The sequence below is a fragment of the Microcystis sp. LE19-10.1B genome, assembly GCF_027530565.1.
GTDB classification, from domain to species: domain Bacteria; phylum Cyanobacteriota; class Cyanobacteriia; order Cyanobacteriales; family Microcystaceae; genus Microcystis; species Microcystis aeruginosa.
Genome location: NZ_JAPZQM010000362.1, coordinates 1 through 16,668, shown reverse-complemented (window position 1 = coordinate 16,668; position 16,668 = coordinate 1). Strand labels below are relative to the sequence as shown.

At 45.6% G+C, this 16,668-nt stretch carries 16 protein-coding genes and 1 pseudogene; 6 read left to right on the top strand and 11 right to left on the bottom strand.

Annotated features, from left to right (window positions below; translation table 11 throughout):
• A pseudogene (locus O9332_RS13000) lies at window positions 1-102 on the top strand (IS200/IS605 family transposase); the annotation flags it as partial.
• A 323-nt stretch (window positions 103-425) separates the two neighbouring features.
• Here O9332_RS13000 and gltB read toward each other — a convergent pair.
• The 7 genes from gltB to O9332_RS12965 form a co-directional block, all read right to left on the bottom strand.
• Window positions 426-5,000, bottom strand: coding sequence for a glutamate synthase large subunit (gene gltB, locus O9332_RS12995; RefSeq protein ID WP_288025904.1), 4,575 nt, complete (start codon window positions 4,998-5,000; stop codon window positions 426-428).
• A gap of 160 nt (window positions 5,001-5,160) precedes the next feature.
• The gene (locus tag O9332_RS12990; protein ID WP_002763567.1) at window positions 5,161-5,442 is read right to left on the bottom strand and encodes a DUF433 domain-containing protein; all 282 of its coding nucleotides are present in this window, start codon (window positions 5,440-5,442) and stop codon (window positions 5,161-5,163) included.
• An 84-nt stretch (window positions 5,443-5,526) separates the two neighbouring features.
• Window positions 5,527-5,694 carry a hypothetical protein gene (locus O9332_RS12985; protein WP_288025901.1) on the bottom strand — a complete coding sequence of 56 codons (168 nt, stop codon included), beginning with the start codon at window positions 5,692-5,694 and terminating at the stop codon, window positions 5,527-5,529.
• An 89-nt stretch (window positions 5,695-5,783) separates the two neighbouring features.
• Complete coding sequence (locus O9332_RS12980) at window positions 5,784-6,155, bottom strand: HepT-like ribonuclease domain-containing protein (RefSeq protein WP_002738003.1); 372 nt, start codon at window positions 6,153-6,155, stop codon at window positions 5,784-5,786.
• Entirely contained in the window at window positions 6,148-6,447 is a 300-nt protein-coding gene (locus tag O9332_RS12975; RefSeq protein ID WP_002763565.1) for a nucleotidyltransferase family protein, read from the bottom strand. The genes O9332_RS12980 and O9332_RS12975 overlap by 8 nt, the downstream gene beginning before the upstream one ends.
• Before the next feature lie 939 nt (window positions 6,448-7,386).
• Window positions 7,387-7,551, bottom strand: coding sequence for a hypothetical protein (locus O9332_RS12970; RefSeq protein ID WP_002763562.1), 165 nt, complete (start codon window positions 7,549-7,551; stop codon window positions 7,387-7,389).
• Window positions 7,551-7,898, bottom strand: a complete 348-nt coding sequence (locus tag O9332_RS12965; RefSeq protein WP_002763560.1) for a hypothetical protein — start codon at window positions 7,896-7,898, stop codon at window positions 7,551-7,553. Before O9332_RS12965 ends, O9332_RS12970 begins: the two co-directional genes overlap by 1 nt.
• 655 nt (window positions 7,899-8,553) lie before the next feature.
• On the opposite strand from O9332_RS12965, the gene O9332_RS12960 reads away from it, so the two are divergent.
• The 3 genes from O9332_RS12960 to aroH all read left to right on the top strand — a co-directional run bounded on the left by O9332_RS12960 (window position 8,554) and on the right by aroH (window position 11,473).
• Window positions 8,554-9,501, top strand: a complete 948-nt coding sequence (locus O9332_RS12960) for a LysR family transcriptional regulator (RefSeq protein WP_002763558.1) — start codon at window positions 8,554-8,556, stop codon at window positions 9,499-9,501.
• A gap of 680 nt (window positions 9,502-10,181) precedes the next feature.
• Entirely contained in the window at window positions 10,182-11,003 is an 822-nt protein-coding gene (sppA, locus tag O9332_RS12955) for a signal peptide peptidase SppA (protein WP_002759971.1), read from the top strand.
• Window positions 11,004-11,071: 68 nt separating this feature from the next.
• Window positions 11,072-11,473: a chorismate mutase gene (aroH, locus tag O9332_RS12950; RefSeq protein ID WP_002759969.1), complete on the top strand. Its 402-nt coding sequence runs from the start codon at window positions 11,072-11,074 to the stop codon at window positions 11,471-11,473.
• A 16-nt stretch (window positions 11,474-11,489) separates the two neighbouring features.
• Here aroH and O9332_RS12945 read toward each other — a convergent pair whose 3' ends face one another.
• The gene (locus O9332_RS12945) at window positions 11,490-12,383 is read right to left on the bottom strand and encodes an alpha/beta fold hydrolase (RefSeq protein ID WP_002759967.1); all 894 of its coding nucleotides are present in this window, start codon (window positions 12,381-12,383) and stop codon (window positions 11,490-11,492) included.
• Between the two features lie 58 nt (window positions 12,384-12,441).
• Between O9332_RS12945 and O9332_RS12940 the strand changes: the two genes are divergently transcribed.
• Complete coding sequence (locus tag O9332_RS12940; RefSeq protein ID WP_002798344.1) at window positions 12,442-13,284, top strand: alpha/beta fold hydrolase; 843 nt, start codon at window positions 12,442-12,444, stop codon at window positions 13,282-13,284.
• On the opposite strand, the gene O9332_RS12935 is transcribed toward O9332_RS12940, so the two are convergent.
• The 3 genes from O9332_RS12935 to O9332_RS12925 all read right to left on the bottom strand — a co-directional run bounded on the left by O9332_RS12935 (window position 13,285) and on the right by O9332_RS12925 (window position 14,916).
• Complete coding sequence (locus O9332_RS12935) at window positions 13,285-14,118, bottom strand: M48 family metallopeptidase (protein WP_288025896.1); 834 nt, start codon at window positions 14,116-14,118, stop codon at window positions 13,285-13,287. It abuts the gene before it with no gap.
• Window positions 14,119-14,181: 63 nt separating this feature from the next.
• Complete coding sequence (locus tag O9332_RS12930; RefSeq protein WP_002759962.1) at window positions 14,182-14,466, bottom strand: hypothetical protein; 285 nt, start codon at window positions 14,464-14,466, stop codon at window positions 14,182-14,184.
• A gap of 324 nt (window positions 14,467-14,790) precedes the next feature.
• Window positions 14,791-14,916, bottom strand: coding sequence for a hypothetical protein (locus O9332_RS12925; protein ID WP_288025893.1), 126 nt, complete (start codon window positions 14,914-14,916; stop codon window positions 14,791-14,793).
• 106 nt (window positions 14,917-15,022) lie between these two features.
• Here O9332_RS12925 and O9332_RS12920 point away from each other — a divergent pair, with 106 nt between their 5' ends.
• The gene (locus tag O9332_RS12920) at window positions 15,023-16,018 is read left to right on the top strand and encodes a LysR family transcriptional regulator (RefSeq protein WP_002759960.1); all 996 of its coding nucleotides are present in this window, start codon (window positions 15,023-15,025) and stop codon (window positions 16,016-16,018) included.
• Window positions 16,019-16,668: the final 650 nt, after the last annotated feature.

Below are 16,668 nucleotides of genomic sequence, written 5' to 3'. Positions count from 1 at the left end.
GTAGGAAAGCATGGGGATGAAGGTATGATAGCGAGATATGTAAAAGAACAAGATAAAGAATACCTGCAGCTACACCAAAATCTACAATTGAGTCTATTTTGATTCTGATACCCCGTCCGCTTGCGGCGGGGTAGTTCATTTGGATTTACTGTAATTTCTATAAAATTATCCTTGATTTGGCGACTGTTACAATCTATTTGTGGTGTTCCATTCCAAAATGAATTATTCGAGGCGAGAAGATAGACTAAATTATCAGGAGTTTTGATATGAGATTGATTAGAAGTGTCAAATGCAAAAATTTCAAAGGTGAGAAAATTGTTTTGTGTGTCCATTGGAATGACAGGAGTTAGGTCTATAAACAACATCTACCCTCTATTTTAACTTGTCTATTGAAAAAAAGGGGGCTTATTCAGCCCCCTTAACCTCTAACTACCGCCAATCCTTGCCACATCGCGGGCGTTGGCTTCAAAAGCCGCATCGAGAGCAGAATCGCCGGTTAAACCGGAATCTAACGCCTCTTTAATACACTGCAACATCCGCTTATAATCCTTGGGCATTACTTTAACAAACTGGGGCAACATTTCCGACCAATTTGCTAAAACCAGGGCTGCTTTTTGACTTTGGGTGTAATCAGCATGGCGTTGAATTAACTCGCGTAAATCGTTGATTTCTTCCCCTTCTAGCGCCTCTAAAGCTACCATTTGGGTATTGCAACGAGTGGCGAAATCCCCCGACTCATCGAGGACGTAGGCGACACCACCACTCATTCCGGCGGCGAAATTGCGACCGGTGGGCCCTAAAACAACGACTTTACCCCCCGTCATATACTCGCAAGCGTGGTCGCCAACGGACTCAACCACCGTAGTCACCCCAGAGTTACGCACCCCAAAACGTTCCCCAGCAACCCCAGAAATATACACCTCACCACTGGTCGCGCCGTATAAAGCCACATTACCGATGATAATATTATCCTCGGCCACAAAAGTGGAACCTTTGGGCGGATAAACGATGATTTTGCCACCGCTTAAACCCTTACCCACATAATCATTGGCATCCCCTTCTAACTCCAGTGTCACCCCTTTGGGAACAAAAGCACCGAAACTTTGCCCCGCGCTGCCCTGAAAATGGAGATGTACGGTATCTTCGGGTAAACCCTCCCAGTGACGTTTAGTGATTTCGTTGCCTAAAATCGTCCCCACCACGCGGTTAATATTTTTAATCGGTAGTGTCGCCTTGACTTTTTCGCCTTTTTCAATGGCATCCTTGCATAAATCCAGTAAAACGGTTATATCCAAGGACTTATCTAAACCGTGGTCCTGGGGAATCTGGCAATAGCGTCCTACCTCTGGAGCTACCTCCGGTTGATAGAGAATCGGAGTTAGGTCAATTCCTTTCGCTTTCCAATGTTCTACCGCCTGTTTCGGCTCTAATACATCAGTTCGCCCCACCATTTCATTTAAGGTGCGGAATCCCAATTCGGCCATAATTTCCCGCACTTCCTGGGCGATAAATTTCATGAAATTCACCGTATATTCAGGATCCCCGATGAAATTCTTCCGTAATAACGGATCCTGGGTCGCTACCCCCGCCGGACAGGTATTAAGATGACAAACCCGCATCATAATACAGCCCAACGTTACCAGTGGCGCGGTGGAAAAACCGAATTCTTCGGCCCCCAATAGGGTTGCCACCACCACATCGCGCCCGGTTTTCATCTGGCCATCGGTTTCCACCGCAATGCGACTGCGAAGATTATTTAACACCAATGTTTGATGGGTTTCTGCTAGTCCCAACTCCCAGGGTAAACCCGCGTGTTTAATCGAGGTTTGGGGTGAGGCACCGGTCCCACCATCGAAACCAGAGATTAAAACCACGTCGGCGTGAGCTTTAGCGACTCCGGCGGCGATTGTGCCAACTCCCACCTCAGAAACCAGTTTTACGCTCACTCTGGCCGCGCGATTGGCATTTTTTAGGTCATGAATCAACTCCGCGAGGTCTTCAATGGAGTAGATATCGTGGTGGGGTGGGGGAGAGATTAAACCGACTCCGGGGGTGGAGTGACGGACTTTGGCAATCCAAGGATAGACTTTTTTACCCGGTAATTGACCGCCTTCGCCCGGTTTTGCCCCCTGGGCCATCTTTATCTGCAATTCTCGCGCTTGGGAGAGGTAAAGACTGGTGACACCAAAACGGCCGGAAGCTACCTGTTTAATGGCACTATTTTTCGAGTCTCCCCGTTCATTTGTCCAAGTGTAGCGCTCGGAATCTTCGCCCCCTTCCCCGGTGTTCGACTTGCCACCGATACGATTCATGGCAATAGCGAGGGATTCGTGGGCCTCTTTGGAAATGGAACCGTAACTCATGGCCCCGGTTTTAAAGCGTTTCATAATCGCTTCAATCGGTTCCACTTCTTCGATGGGGATACTTTCCCGGTTTTTAAAGGTTAATAGTCCCCGCAGGGTGAAGAATTTTTGATTCTGTTGGTTGACCAGTTGGGAATATTTCTTAAAGAGGTCGTATTTGCCCAATTTTACCGCTTGTTGCAGGGTATGAATGGTTTCTGGGCTAAAAAGATGGGCTTCCCCGTCCTTACGCCATTGATATTCACCGCCAATATCGAGGGTATGCACATTAACATCCCGGTCGGGGAAAGCGTGGCCGTGTCTGAGTAGGGATTCCCGGGCAATAATTTCTAAATCGGCCCCTTCAATGCGGGAAGCTGTCCAAGTAAAATAGCGATCAACTACCGATCGATTTAAGCCAATAGCCTCGAATATTTGCGCCCCACGGTAGCTTTGCAGGGTAGAAATGCCAATTTTAGAGGCCACTTTAATTACGCCCTTGGTGGCGGCTTTTATGTAGTTTTTACAGGCACTCTGGTGGTCAACTCCTACCAATAAACCTTCCTCGATCATACTGCCGAGGGTGGCAAAGGCTAGATAGGGATTAATCGCACCGCAACCATAACCGAGTAAAAGGGCGTAGTGATGCACTTCCCGGGGTTCGCCGGATTCCAGGACAAGACCGACTCTGGTACGGGTTCCCTGCCGGATGAGGTGGTGGTGTAAACCGGCAACCGCCAGCAGTGAGGGAATCGGGGCGTGATTTTTATCGATACCTCGATCGCTTAAAATAATAATGCTTGCGCCCGCTAAAATTGCCTCGTCCACCTCTTGACAAATTGCCTCAATTGTGCTACGCATCCCCTCGACTCCCGAAGTGGGATCGAAGAGAATGGGAATAGTCACGGTTTTAAATTCGCTATTGCCCTGTAAACGCGCTAATTGGGCGTTAGTGAGGATGGGAGAGTTAAGTTTAATCAGGTGACAGCTTTCGGGCTGCGGATCCAAGAGATTTCTCTCCGCGCCGATAGTGGTGATGGGAGAGGTGATAATTTCTTCGCGAATCGAGTCAATCGGGGGGTTAGTGACTTGGGCGAATAACTGCTGAAAGTAATCATAAAGCAGTTTTGGCCGATCGGACAAGACGGCTAGGGGTGTATCGGAACCCATGGAACCCACTGCTTCCACTCCATCCCGGCCCATGGGGGCTAATAAAAGACGTAATTCTTCAAAAGTGTAACCGAAAGCGGTTTGCTGTTGAATTAGGGAAACAGCAGTTTCTGGTGGCGCAGTTTCAACGGCTGGTAAATCGTCTAAATTGACTAAATTTTCGTTTAACCACTGGCGATAGGGATGATCTTTGGCAATAGCTTCTTTTATCTCCTCATCGGCCACGATACGACCTTCTTTCATATCCACAAGGAACATCCGGCCGGGTTGCAGACGACCTTTAAAAGCGACGCGTTCCGGTTCAATGGGTAAAACTCCCGCTTCCGATGCCATAATTACTAGGTCATCTTTGGTGACATAGTAACGGGAAGGACGTAAACCATTGCGGTCTAACACTGCTCCCATCATCGTACCATCGGTAAAAGCGATCGAGGCCGGACCATCCCAGGGTTCCATCAAACAGGAATGGTATTCATAAAAGGCTTTTTTCTCATCACTCATCGATTCGTGGGCCGCCCAGGGTTCAGGAATCATCATCATGACAGCGTGAGGGAGAGAACGCCCCGATAAAACCATTAATTCTAGGGCATTATCAAAAATTAAGGAGTCACTACCCTCGATATTAATAACCGGCTGGATTTTTTTGATGTCTTCCCCGAATAAGGGTGAGGCAAACATCGACTGACGGGCGTGCATCCAGTTAATATTACCTCGCAGGGTATTAATTTCGCCATTGTGGGCAATATAACGGTAGGGGTGGGCGCGTTCCCAACTGGGGAAGGTATTGGTACTAAAACGGGAATGGACTAATCCTAAAGCGCTTTGAAAGTCGGGGTCGTGTAAATCGGGGAAATAGTCACCCACCTGTACCGGCATTAATTGCCCTTTATAGACAATGGTACGACTAGAAATACTGCAAGGATACCAGTAACGATTAAAGGATTGACGACTGAGGTGGGAACGTTTGCGAATAACGTATAATTTGCGTTCAAAGGCCAGATCATCGCTTAAATTGGCATCGCGTTCGATGAAAACCTGTTCGATAAAGGGTTCGGTAGATTTGGCCGAATTGCCTAAACTGGAGTTATCCGTGGGAACATCACGCCAACCGAGAACTTTTAACCCCTCTTCGGCGGCGATTTTCTCGAATTCCTGCCGACCTTTCCCGCGAATTTCGGCATCGGGGGCCGTGTAGAGCATTCCTACCCCGTATTGTCCCGCTGCCGGTAAGGTAAAACCTAGATTGCTGGTCACTTTCCGGAAAAATAGGTCAGGGATTTGGCACAAAATACCCGCCCCATCTCCGGTATTTTTTTCCGCACCGCACGCGCCACGGTGATCGAGGTTTAGTAGAATTGTTAAGGCCTGTTCAACAATATCGTGGGACTTTTTACCCGTTTTATGAACGATAAAACCGACACCACAAGCATCATGTTCAAATCGGGGATCGTATAGTCCTTGTTTCCGTGGAGTTTGATTGTTATTCATTTTGTCTGATAGCCTAGCAGTCTGGAAGGGAATGGCCTAGAGGGTGAGCCAGAGTAGCGATTCTAGGTATATCAATTCTGTATCCAGACTGGACCTTCGGTCTTATATCTTAAGGAAATGTTTCGATGTGACAAGGGTTCCTTTATGCCGAAGAGATTATTCACGAATTTTTTAGCAGCGGATCGATTAAGTCGTCGGGAATGCGGTTATGCTCGATATAAGCGTTAATTTCCTCTAGATGGTCGCTGTAATAGGTCAACGCACTGAAGACCTGACTTAACGTCAGATGGGGCATTCCTAGGGGGATTTCTTCGGGAGCGACTCCCAGACGCCAAGTTTCGACGATGGCGCGGACAGGTGTATGCGTTCCTTTGATAATTGGTTCCCCGCGTAAAATCTCGTCGTCTCGAACGATGTAGAGATATTCGGTCGCTTGAACCATCGCGGTTTTCTGGAGTGGATATCGTTTAGTTTATCGTATCGATCGAACCCCTGACTATTCCCAATAAATATCGGTTCGGTTACTTCAGCCACCCGCTCTCACTTGCGGCGATTGTTTCGCTCTCTCCCGCCATTTTTTTGAATTTTCTGTAATTACCTCGCACATTGATCGGGCTTTTTCCGCCGCATCCCGTGCAATTTCCAGAATTTCCTCTAGTTCCCGTTCATTTAGTCCTGTTTCTTTTTCTTCCATCACCGTAAACCCTGCAAGCGATTTTTAACCTGATCAAAAATGTCGGGGTGAAGACCGAGCGGAGCAGTTTGATTGGGAAATTTCGATAATTACAAGAGGTCGTGACGTATTTTCCCGAGTACCCGCTTCAAAATCGCCAGATCCTCCCTACAAATCCGATAAATTTCCTCTGGATCGATGTCAAAATAATCGTGGGCGAGAATATTTCTGATTCCCTTAATCTCCGACCAAGGAATTTCCGGATAGCGATTCGCTAAACTCTCTGCCATTAGCCGATCGAGTCTTCTAATATTTTCACTAATTGCGATCAACATCATACTGATGCCATCCAATCGATCGAGTCCATCATCATCGGCGATGAAATCATCGGCTTTTTGAATCCGGGTAAATCGCCGCTCGATCCGGCGGATCGCCTCTTCAAGCTCTAGTAATAACTCGAATAGAAGCGATCGATCACACATAGATAGCCTCTTGATCGATCCGTGCCTTGAGGTAAGGATTCAGAGAATCCCGATAGCGGATCACGTCCACTTCCCGTCCGAATAGGTTCTCTAGTTCGGCTTTCAGTCTGACTCTTTTAAGCAGATCGGGGGGCATACATACCACTATATCTATATCGCTCGTCGGTCGGGTTTCCTCTCTGGCTACCGAGCCGAAAATGCCGATTCGATTGATCGCGTATCGTTCCTCCAGTTCGGGTTTCAGGGTTCGTAAACGTTCCAATATCTCTTTGGCAGTGATTTTATCTACCATCTGATTTATAGCCTACTGATTTAGCGATCGATACCCTTCAGTTTAGCGCGATCAGCAACAGAAGCTATTAGGGTAGCCGAAGGAAAGTCTTCCCATAGCTATCTATAAGTGTGTTCGCATTAACTATACGGAAATTATGTTGATACACCTTATTAGAAGTGAGAGGACTACCAGTAGCAATTATCGTATTATTGCTACGTTTCCATTGTCCGTTCAGCAATACACTAAGACGAGGGTCTGATGTATCAAAGGCTTTAAATTCATAACTGCCATCCGAATGAAATATAGCCGTTATTATAATTTGATAATTGCCAGATCCGGGAGCTCTGTGATTAGTCCGTGATTGCCATCTGCCAACAATGGAAGGAGTTTGAGCTAAAATAAGTGGCACTTGGGGCGGGTTAGTCGGAAAAGACTTGACCGGGGTTGAGGCTGTCACCGAGGATCCGGTAATGGTTAGAGATGCCTCTACTTCGGAGAGGATTCCGATGGCTATCGTTGCGAGGGCGAAGGAAAGAGTTGGGAGATGGTAAGACGATTTTTTATCTAGCATTGAAGAATCTTAAATAACAATCACAGTGCCATTGTCAGCCTATTGTGTCAATCCTTGAAATATTCGTATTATTTAGGACTTGCTGAAAAAGTTTGTTGGTGGGGTTAGGAGTCAGGAGTCAGGAGTCAGGAGTCAGTAGCCGGTCGTTTCAGGCTTTGTTGCCCTCTTTTTTTGTACCAGTTTATGTACTAAAAGAAAGATAATGCCAGGTTTTTGAAGGTCTTAATCCTATATTCTTGCACTAACATCGGATTTTAACAGGTCAAAAGCCTTATTTTAAAAGGGTTTTACCATTATTCAGCAAGCCCTATTTATATCCTGTTGCTCTTTCAATTACTTGATTCGAGGTTCGGGATCGCTCCTATAATCGAAGAAATACTCGATCGCTATCTCGATCCCGTCCGATTGATTCTTTCTGCTCTCTCCCGCCATTTTTTAGAATTTTCTGTAATTACCTCGCACATTGATCGGGCTTTTTCCGCCGCATCCCGTGCCATTTCCAGAATTTCCTCTAGTTCCCGTTCATTTAGTCCTGTTTCTTTTCTTTCCATCACCGTAAACCCTCCAAGCGATTTTTAACCTGCGTCACCCTTATTCTAGTCTCTAAAATACGTCCTAACTCGATCGAGATATCTTCCCCGGCCTCCTGTAAATTTGCTGGGGTCGGTTCTGATCGATCAACACTTTCCACACGCTCGCGGATTTGATTCCTTGCGCGATCAGCGTAAAATAAGCTAGTATTCACAAAAGCCATCAATTGAATTAATGTAAAATTATCGGGAAAACGATTTAACAGATCTGTACCGATTTTGATCGCTTCTCTCCCGTCACTTTCTAGGCGATCTAGTTCTCGATCAATCCTTTCTACGAGCGCAGTTAATTGGGACGGTAAAGGCATAAATTGAAAAATAACACAGGGGACGATTTTAACCTAGCAAAAACAGGCCGCACGAAGACCGATCGGATCGGTTTGATTGGGAAAATTCGATAACTCGAATAGAAGCGATCGATCACACATAGATAGCCTCTCGAACGCTCATTTTTGTCAATTAGTGCGGCAAATGAAGCAAAGTCTGGTTAAAAGCTGAGAAAATCCCCCTGTCCAGCCGTAAGAATCCCCATCAATCCTATTTACGGTTGGCTGAAAAAATCTAAAAACCTTGTTGGGTAAGACTTTTAGACTTTTTTTCCCTCAAAAAGTGCCGACCATTGGAGGGATCGGGGGTAAAATCCCTGGACTTTTGCCCTGAAAATTAGGTAACTGACTACCTCAAAATCGGTAAAACCCTACACCCCACACCCCACACCCTGCCCCCAGGAAAAACTTTTTGCCGCAGACCCTAATTGGTTAAGCTAAAAGCTTTGATGTGCTTAGTTTCTAACCTTCTTTTGAGGTAGGAGAATTGCCAGATTCTGTCTTTTGCACGAGTGCCTGTTGCCCCTTGCCTTCAGAAGCTGATAACTGAGAAAACGGTAGCAATTTCTACCAAAAGTCAGAATAAAATTCGTTATTGTCATAAGGTCATGACGGAATGTAATTAAAAACAGAAAGAATGCGGATCGAGCAGTTGCAAGCCTTTTTAGCCGTAGCCGATACGGGCAATTTCGGTCAAGCCGCGCGCCAGTGTGGAGTCACCCAATCGACTATCAGCCGCCAGATTCAATCCCTAGAAACCGATTTGGGCTTACCTCTTTTTCATCGTACCGCCCAAGCGAAATTAACCATTGCCGGGGAGAAATTGCTACCCCGGGCGAAACGAATTTGTCAAGAATGGACGAATGTTCACGAGGAAATCACTGACCTACAGGCGGGAAAACAGCCAGAATTGTGCGTGGCGGCGATTCATTCCGTGTGCGCCCATTATTTACCGCCGATTTTGCCGAAATTTTGTGCTGAATACCCAGAAGTTCAGTTAAGAGTTACAGCCCTAGGCAGTGATCGCGCCTTAAAAGTGCTGCGGGATGGTTTAGTAGATCTGGCCTTGGTAATGAATAATCGTTTTCTCACCTCTAGCCCGGAGATGGTGGTAGAAATATTATATGAAGAAGCGATCGAAATTCTCATGGCCGCTAATCATCCCCTTGCCCAATACAAAGAAGTGCCATGGTCGGAATTAATCCCCTATCCGCAAGTGGTTTTCAAAGATGGCTACGGAATGCAAAGATTAGTACAAGAATGGTTTTCCCGTCAGGATGCCCACCTGAAAACTGTCATGGAATTAAACACCCTTGATGCTTTTCGCGGTGTGGTGCGTCAGGGTAATATTATCGCTCTTCTGCCCCAATCTGCCCTGATGGAGGCTCGTGGCGATGCCACCCTCGCCATTCGTCCTCTTGCTTCCCCTAGTGGCGAAAATCCCCATCCTAATAATGGTAAATTTAGTCATCGTCTCACCCGTCAGGTAGTCCTTGTCACCACCAGCGATCGCCTACAGATACCACCGATCGCTCATTTTTGTCAATTAGTGCGGCAAATGAAGCCAAGTCTGGTTAAAAGCTGAGAAAATCCCCCTGTCCAGCCTTAAGAATCCCCATCAATCCTATTTAGGGTTTGCTGAAAAAGCTTTTCCTAGGAGCAGGGTGTGGGGTGTGGGGTGTGGGGTGTGGGGTTTTACCGATTTTCAGGTGGTCAATTAGCTAATTTTCAGGGAAAAAGTCCAGGAATTTTCCCCCCAATCACTCCAATGGTCGGCACTTTTTGAGGGGAAAAAAGTCTAAAAACCTTGTTGGATAAGGTTTTTAGATTTATTCAGCAAACCCTACTTAGGGTCTGCGGCAAAAAGTTTGTTGGTGGGGTTAGGAGTCAGTAGCCGGTCGTCAGTAGCCGGTCGTTTCAGGCTTTGTTGCCCTTCTTTTTTGTACCAGTTTATCTACTAAGAGAAGGATAATGCAAGTTTTTTGAATGTCCTAATCCTATATTCTGGCACTAACATCGGATTTTAACAGGTCAAAAGCCTTATTTTAAAAGGGTTTTACCATTATTCAGCCAGCCCTAATTAGGGTTTGCTGAATAAATCTTGTTCGAGCTGCCCGGTCATCACCGTCCGGCCCTGGCCGTGAGGATGTCAAACACTTAACCAGACATTTTGTCCTTAAATTCTGAAATATAACGTCTGCTTAACCCGGAACGATCAAAGCGTTAGATTAGAAAGAGTCCTTTTTTGAGAGATATTTAAACCTGATGGTCTGGCCTTTTAAACCGAAAACCCACAAACAAATCGCTCGAATAGAAATTACAGGTGCAATTGCCTCCGATACCCGCAAAAGAGTCTTAAAAGCCCTAGAAATCGTCAAAGAAAGGCAATATCCCGCCCTACTTCTCCGCATTGACTCCCCCGGGGGAACCGTGGGGGATTCCCAAGAAATTTATGAAGCATTGAAGCGGTTACAAAAAAACACGAAAATAATCGCTAGTTTTGGCAATATTTCCGCCTCTGGCGGCGTTTATATCGGTATGGGGGCCAATTATATTATGGCTAACCCCGGCACGATTACTGGCTCGATCGGTGTTATCCTCAGAGGGAACAATCTGGAAAGATTGTTGGATAAGGTGGGAGTTTCGTTTAAAGTGATTAAATCTGGCCCCTATAAAGATATTCTCTCCTTCGATCGAGAATTAACTGATGAAGAAGAAAGAATTCTCCAGGATATGATCGATACCAGTTATCAGCAATTTCTGCAAACCGTCGCCGGAGCGAGAAATTTAGATGTCAATCAGGTGAAAAGTTTTGCCGATGGGCGCATTTTTACCGGCCAACAGGCGTTAGAATTAGGAGTGGTTGATCGCTTGGGAACCGAGGAAGATGCCCGACTTTGGGCGCTAGAATTGGCAGGATTACCCCCAGATAAAACTAAATGTCAGACTATCGAAGAACCGAAACCCCTCCTCAGTCGTCTGACGGGCAATCGTTCCCCAATACCCCCAGGATTACAAAAAACCCTACAGCGCCTAGAATTTGAATTGGAAGTTAACGGACAACTATTGTGGTTATACCGACCCTGATGGCCAGATTAAAGTCGAGAAAAAGGGCGCGTTAACCCCTAAAATTGACTCATCAGGATTAGCGGAGGATGACAATCGTGCAGTGGAAGGTTCGAGCCATTCGGGGAGCAACGACAGTAACGGCTAATACTATTGAAGCTATACGAGAAGCAGTAACAGAACTCCTCGAAGCGATCGAAATCCACAATAGTCTCGATCCCGATGATATTGTTAGTATTATCTTTACGGCAACTCAGGATTTAGACGCGATTTTCCCCGCCGCTATCGCTCGCGAACGTCCCCATTGGCAAAATGTCCCCCTCCTCGATGTGCAACAGATGCACGTCGTTGGTAGTCTGGACAAGTGTATTCGCGTAATTCTCCACGTTAATACTCCCAAACTGCAAAGCGAAATGCAGCACGTCTATCTGCAAGGGGCGAAAAATCTTCGCCCCGATTGGCAGATTTCTCCAGTAACTATTAATCGCTAAAATCTTCGATAACTGACTAAATCCCCATTTCCGACAGCCAACTCAAAATTAATTGATTAACTTTTTCGGGATGTTCATCGTGGGGACAGTGACCAGCTTTGGCAATCGGATAAAATTGGGTATTATTTCCCATTTTAGCTCTTTCTTGGTAAATTACCGAACCGGCGATCGGTGTCCAAGGGTCATCCTCTCCCCAGAGTACCAATAAAGGGCGATCGATTTGCGGTAATAATTCCAGGGGAGAAGGTCCGGGGGGTGCCGTCAACACCGATGCGAACACTCCCCACGCACCCGCATCACAGGAGGGTTGATAGAGAATTTCGACTAATTCCTCGGTAATCGCGGTATGATCCCGATAAACCTGTTTTAAGGTGTTACGGATGCGATTTTTCTGCCTTACCTGTCCAAAAATAAACTTTCCTGTCACGGGAGAACTAACTAAACCGGTAAAGGCAGCCATGATTAAACGCAGCGGCAAATTTAATTCTTCGGGACGATGGTTTAATCCTCCGGCACAGTTAATAATTACTCCTCCAGCAGTGATTTCGGGAGATTCTGCCATCAGCATTAAGGTAATCAGTCCCCCGATGGAATTACCGATAAATACCGCCGGTTTTGCCATTTTTTCTCGCCAAAAGTCTTGTATTTGCCGCAGCCAAAGGTCGAGACTATAATCTAAAGCGGGCTTATCTGTACCCCCAAATCCCAAAAGATCTAGGGCATAGACTTGATAGCCATTTTCCGCTAAAACGGGGATATTTTTGCGCCAATGACCGATAGATGCCCCAAAACCGTGAATTAATACTAGGGGTTGTCCTTCTCCCCGCACAGTGTAGGGGATGGTGTGACCTTGCCATGTCCAAGACAATTGTTCTAAGCTAGTCCCAGTGAGCGGAGATTGTCGTGCCATTGTATGAAGTTTTATTAAGTGATAGGTAAATTATAGAGTAAAAATCAGTCGAGAATTTATGCCACAACGCCAGACTTTTACCAATAACTCGATGGAAATTTCCTATTTACAATGGAGCGATCGAGGTATGCCTCTATTATTATTGCACGGCATGGCGGATCATGCTTTGGTTTGGTCAAGCTTGGGCGATTATTTAAGCTCAAATTATCAAGTTATTGCCCCAGATTTGCGGGGACATGGGGAAAGCGGTAAACCGGCAACCGGTTATCACTTTCAGGATTATATCGGCGATTTAAGGGCTTTAATTAATCATTTAGGTTGGACGCAAGCACATATTTTAGGTCATTCTTGGAGTGCTAAAATAGCGGCAATTTGGGCAACTCAACAGCCGGAAGTATTTAAGAGTTTAATTTTAGTCGATCCCTTTTTTATCGATAAAATGCCTAGTTGGATTAGGATAACTTTTCCAATTCTCTATCAAGTTTTGCCCTTTTTAAAGATTACTCGCTCCTTTGATAGTTATCAGAGCATAGAGGCGATCGCTCGTCAATTAAAACAATATAAAGGTTGGTCAAATCTACAGCAAGAGGTGTTTAAAAATGCCATTGAACAAAAAGCTGATGGCAGTTGGAGTGGTAAATTCACTTTATCGGCACGCGGGGAAATTTTTGAGGATGTCATGGGGTTTGCCGGATTAACTAAAACTTTAGATATTCCCAGTTTATTAATCCTTCCCCAACAGGGATTAAATCGCACTGCTTGGCAAATTCAATCTTATAAAAAGTATTTAACTTCTCTAGAGATTAAAAAGATACCGGGTAATCATTGGGCATTTTTAGGGGAACCTGAAAGTTTTAATCAAGCGGTGGCCGAGTTTTTATCTGTTCAGGAAATTGTCTGATTAGCGGAGAGAACGAATCTGCAATTGGTAATAATCCTCGTCTAAACCTTGATTCTGCCTGTTATTAACCGAATTAAGCTGTTTTTGTAGTGCCAAAATGCGATCACTTGTAGCAGGATGGGTGCTGAGAATTGTCGGGGTAGAACCCCCCTGTTGTGCTAATTTTCCCATCAAGGAGATCATCGCCTTGGCTGCATAACCAGCCTCAGCTAGATTGTTTAAACCCAGTCGGTCCGCTTCTAATTCATCCTTGCGACTATTGGGCAGATTATAGGCGAGATTGACTGCCAATTGTACCCAAGTTTTTGTGTCTAATCCCGCCGCGCTGAGAAGTCCTTGGGCGAGGGCAGTATTGCGTAATTGGGTGATAGAATGACGACCGACGATATGGCCGATTTCATGGGCAATGACGCTGGCTAATTCTGCCTCATTATCAGCAGTTTTAATCAATCCCGTGTGTAAATAGATAAATCCGCCCATAGTAGCGAAGGCGTTAATGCTATTGTCGCGCACCACTTGAAAAGTGTAGGGAAGGTCAGGGCGATCGCTAGTTGCCGCTAATCGCTGGCCGATTTCTTGGACATATTGGTTAATTCCGGCATCTTTGGCCAGTTTTATCTTACCTGATTCTAATAAACCTTGATTAATCTGCCTACCGAGGACGACTTCCTGCTGAGGAGAAATAGTGGTGAGTTGAATAACCTGCACACCGCGAAAAAGTAAATCCATCCACGAGCGCCCGAAACTGGGTTGGGGATTGACAATCCCGATACTCAGGGTGAGCAGCAGAGAAATTATTGTTAATAGCCAAAAACGGCAGAAAATAGGGCGCATAGACGATTCGATCCCATAAAAACCTCATTCCCATTCTAGACAGTCCCTATCACCCTTTACCTGTTACTGTCCGCGATTGGTTTGATAGACGTAAAAGTTAAATAAATCGAATAAACTGCCAACAAAAGCAAAGGTGACAGCGATGGTTAACAGGCCTTGTAGGGGATAACCGCCGCCGAAAATGGTTAAAAATTGCAGGATTTGGCTAAAAACGGTCTGAGAAACCCAAGTAAAGCCGGGGACATGACTGGTGGCCAATAAAGCAGCTAAAATAGAACCTACCAAGAGGACGGGGGCAACAAAACTTAATAGGGTGGAAAATAGCAGCGAACGGAGCAAAGTAAGCATGGGTGCTGATCTCCAGAGAATTAGCGGGCGATCGAACGGGAATAGGAATCTACACTCGCTCCCCTATAGAATATACGTTCATCTCGGCTAGGGGCGGTTTGTTAAAAAATCTTAAAATATCATTAAGATTCTTGGTTAAGAACGATTAAGTGGTACACAAAAGTCAACCCGATAATTGCTGGGGCAGCCTTTTTCAGTGTGGGGTGTGGGGTGTGGGGTGTGGGGTGTAGGGCGTAGGGTGTAGGGCGTAGGGTGTAGGGTGTGGGGTGTAGGGTGTAGGGTGTGGGGAGAATAAATAGAAATAATCTCCTGACTCGGAGTCTCCTATCTCCTGACTCCTGACTCGGAGACTCCTATCTCCTGACTCCTATCTCCTGACTCGGAGACTCCTGACTCCTGATAACTGATAACCGGTAACTGATCACTGATAACTGGAACTACCTGAAGCATTGATCCCCGTGGTGTGGTACTGTCAATTCAGTGTATTTATCGGCACTGGCTTAAGATTTGTCGCTATTGTCCTCCCCTTCTCCTGTCGCTGTTTTTGAGGCTTTCTATGACCGACATTCCCTTCACCCTAGACCAACTGAGAATTCTCAAAGCGATCGCTGCCGAAGGAAGCTTTAAACGGGCGGCAGATACCCTGTATGTATCTCAACCGGCGGTCAGTCTTCAGGTACAAAACCTCGAAAAACAGCTAAATGTGCCGTTATTTGACCGGGGCGGTCGGAAAGCCCAATTAACAGAAGCGGGACACCTACTCTTAAGCTACGGCGAAAAAATTATCACTCTCTGTCAAGAAACCTGTCGAGCGATCGAAGATCTACAAAATCTGCAAGGGGGAACCCTAATCATCGGTGCTTCCCAAACCACGGGAACCTATCTTCTTCCCCGCATGATCGGGATTTTTCGGCAAAAATACCCAGAAGTATCCGTACAGCTACAAGTTCATTCCACCCGTCGCACCTCTTGGAGCGTTGCTAACGGTCAAGTGGATTTAGCCATTATCGGGGGAGAAGTTCCCGCCGAATTACAAGAAACCCTGCGGATTATCCCCTACGCAGACGATGAACTGGCTTTAGTCCTGCCTATTTTTCATCCTCTGTCTAAGGTAGAAATGATTCAAAAAGAGGATTTATATCGACTAAAATTTATCACCCTCGATTCCCAATCGACGATTCGCAAAGTCATCGACAAGGTTTTAACTCGTTGCGAGATCGATACCAAACGCTTAAAAGTGGAGATGGAACTTAACTCGATCGAGGCGATTAAAAATGCCGTACAATCCGGGTTAGGGGCGGCTTTTGTCTCGGTGACAGCGATCGAAAAAGAACTACAAATGGGAGTTATCCACGCTACCCGAATTAAAGATGTGGAAGTACGACGCACTTTGTCGGTAATTATTAACCCGAATCGCTATCGATCAAAAGCCGCCGAAGCTTTTACCCTAGAAATACTACCCCAATTCTCCACCTATCCCGAATATCTGGCTGACGACCACAACTTTGAACCGATTCCTAACTCGCAACCCGCCGAAATTATGAGTAAATAGGGTTGGCTGAATAAATCTAAAAACCTTGTTGGGTAAGACTTTTAGACTTTTTGGAAACCAAAAAGTACCAGATATGGGAGTGATCGGGTGGAAAATTCCTGGACTTTTTCCCTGAAAATTAGGTAATTGACCCCTTCAAAATCGGTAAAACCCCACACCCCACACCCTGCCCCCAGGAAAAACTTTTTCAGCAGACCCTATTTAATGGTTAATTGATAGAAAGACAAGGTAAATTATTGGTGGCTATTTAGGAGATAGAAGTCGTCAATCAGCCCAAAAACTTTGGGGCCAGTTTACCCGGTGTTTACCGACAATACGCGGTTGCTTACACAGACTTTTGGGAGTCCTAAGTAGGGTTTGCTGAATAATGGTAAAACCCTTTTAAAATAAAGCTTTTGACCTGTTAAAGTCCGATGTTAGTGCAAGAAAATAGGATTGGGACGTTCAAAAACCTTGCATTATCTTCTTGTAGTACATCGCTTGGTACAAAAAACAAGGGCAACAAAGCCGGCTCTTCTGGTTTCTGTGTGGAAACGGGGTCTATACTGATAGTTTCTTCAGCAAAATACTCCTAAAAGTCTTTCCCAGTAAATATTTCACGATTCTATAAGCAAAAATTATCACACAAAGTCGAGAAGAGCCTAATATTA

Bases quoted from the DNA above. Each gene is read 5' to 3' on its own strand.
- gltB (WP_288025904.1), bottom strand. From the start codon at position 5,000: ATGAATAACAATCAAACTCCACGGAAACAAGGACTATACGATCCCCGA.
- O9332_RS12990 (WP_002763567.1), bottom strand. From the start codon at position 5,442: ATGGTTCAAGCGACCGAATATCTCTACATCGTTCGAGACGACGAGATT.
- O9332_RS12985 (WP_288025901.1), bottom strand. From the start codon at position 5,694: ATGGAAGAAAAAGAAACAGGACTAAATGAACGGGAACTAGAGGAAATT.
- O9332_RS12980 (WP_002738003.1), bottom strand. From the start codon at position 6,155: ATGTGTGATCGATCGCTTCTATTCGAGTTATTACTAGAGCTTGAAGAG.
- O9332_RS12975 (WP_002763565.1), bottom strand. From the start codon at position 6,447: ATGGTAGATAAAATCACTGCCAAAGAGATATTGGAACGTTTACGAACC.
- O9332_RS12970 (WP_002763562.1), bottom strand. From the start codon at position 7,551: ATGGAAAGAAAAGAAACAGGACTAAATGAACGGGAACTAGAGGAAATT.
- O9332_RS12965 (WP_002763560.1), bottom strand. From the start codon at position 7,898: ATGCCTTTACCGTCCCAATTAACTGCGCTCGTAGAAAGGATTGATCGA.
- O9332_RS12960 (WP_002763558.1), top strand. From the start codon at position 8,554: ATGCGGATCGAGCAGTTGCAAGCCTTTTTAGCCGTAGCCGATACGGGC.
- sppA (WP_002759971.1), top strand. From the start codon at position 10,182: ATGGTCTGGCCTTTTAAACCGAAAACCCACAAACAAATCGCTCGAATA.
- aroH (WP_002759969.1), top strand. From the start codon at position 11,072: ATGACAATCGTGCAGTGGAAGGTTCGAGCCATTCGGGGAGCAACGACA.
- O9332_RS12945 (WP_002759967.1), bottom strand. From the start codon at position 12,383: ATGGCACGACAATCTCCGCTCACTGGGACTAGCTTAGAACAATTGTCT.
- O9332_RS12940 (WP_002798344.1), top strand. From the start codon at position 12,442: ATGCCACAACGCCAGACTTTTACCAATAACTCGATGGAAATTTCCTAT.
- O9332_RS12935 (WP_288025896.1), bottom strand. From the start codon at position 14,118: ATGCGCCCTATTTTCTGCCGTTTTTGGCTATTAACAATAATTTCTCTG.
- O9332_RS12930 (WP_002759962.1), bottom strand. From the start codon at position 14,466: ATGCTTACTTTGCTCCGTTCGCTGCTATTTTCCACCCTATTAAGTTTT.
- O9332_RS12925 (WP_288025893.1), bottom strand. From the start codon at position 14,916: ATGCTTCAGGTAGTTCCAGTTATCAGTGATCAGTTACCGGTTATCAGT.
- O9332_RS12920 (WP_002759960.1), top strand. From the start codon at position 15,023: ATGACCGACATTCCCTTCACCCTAGACCAACTGAGAATTCTCAAAGCG.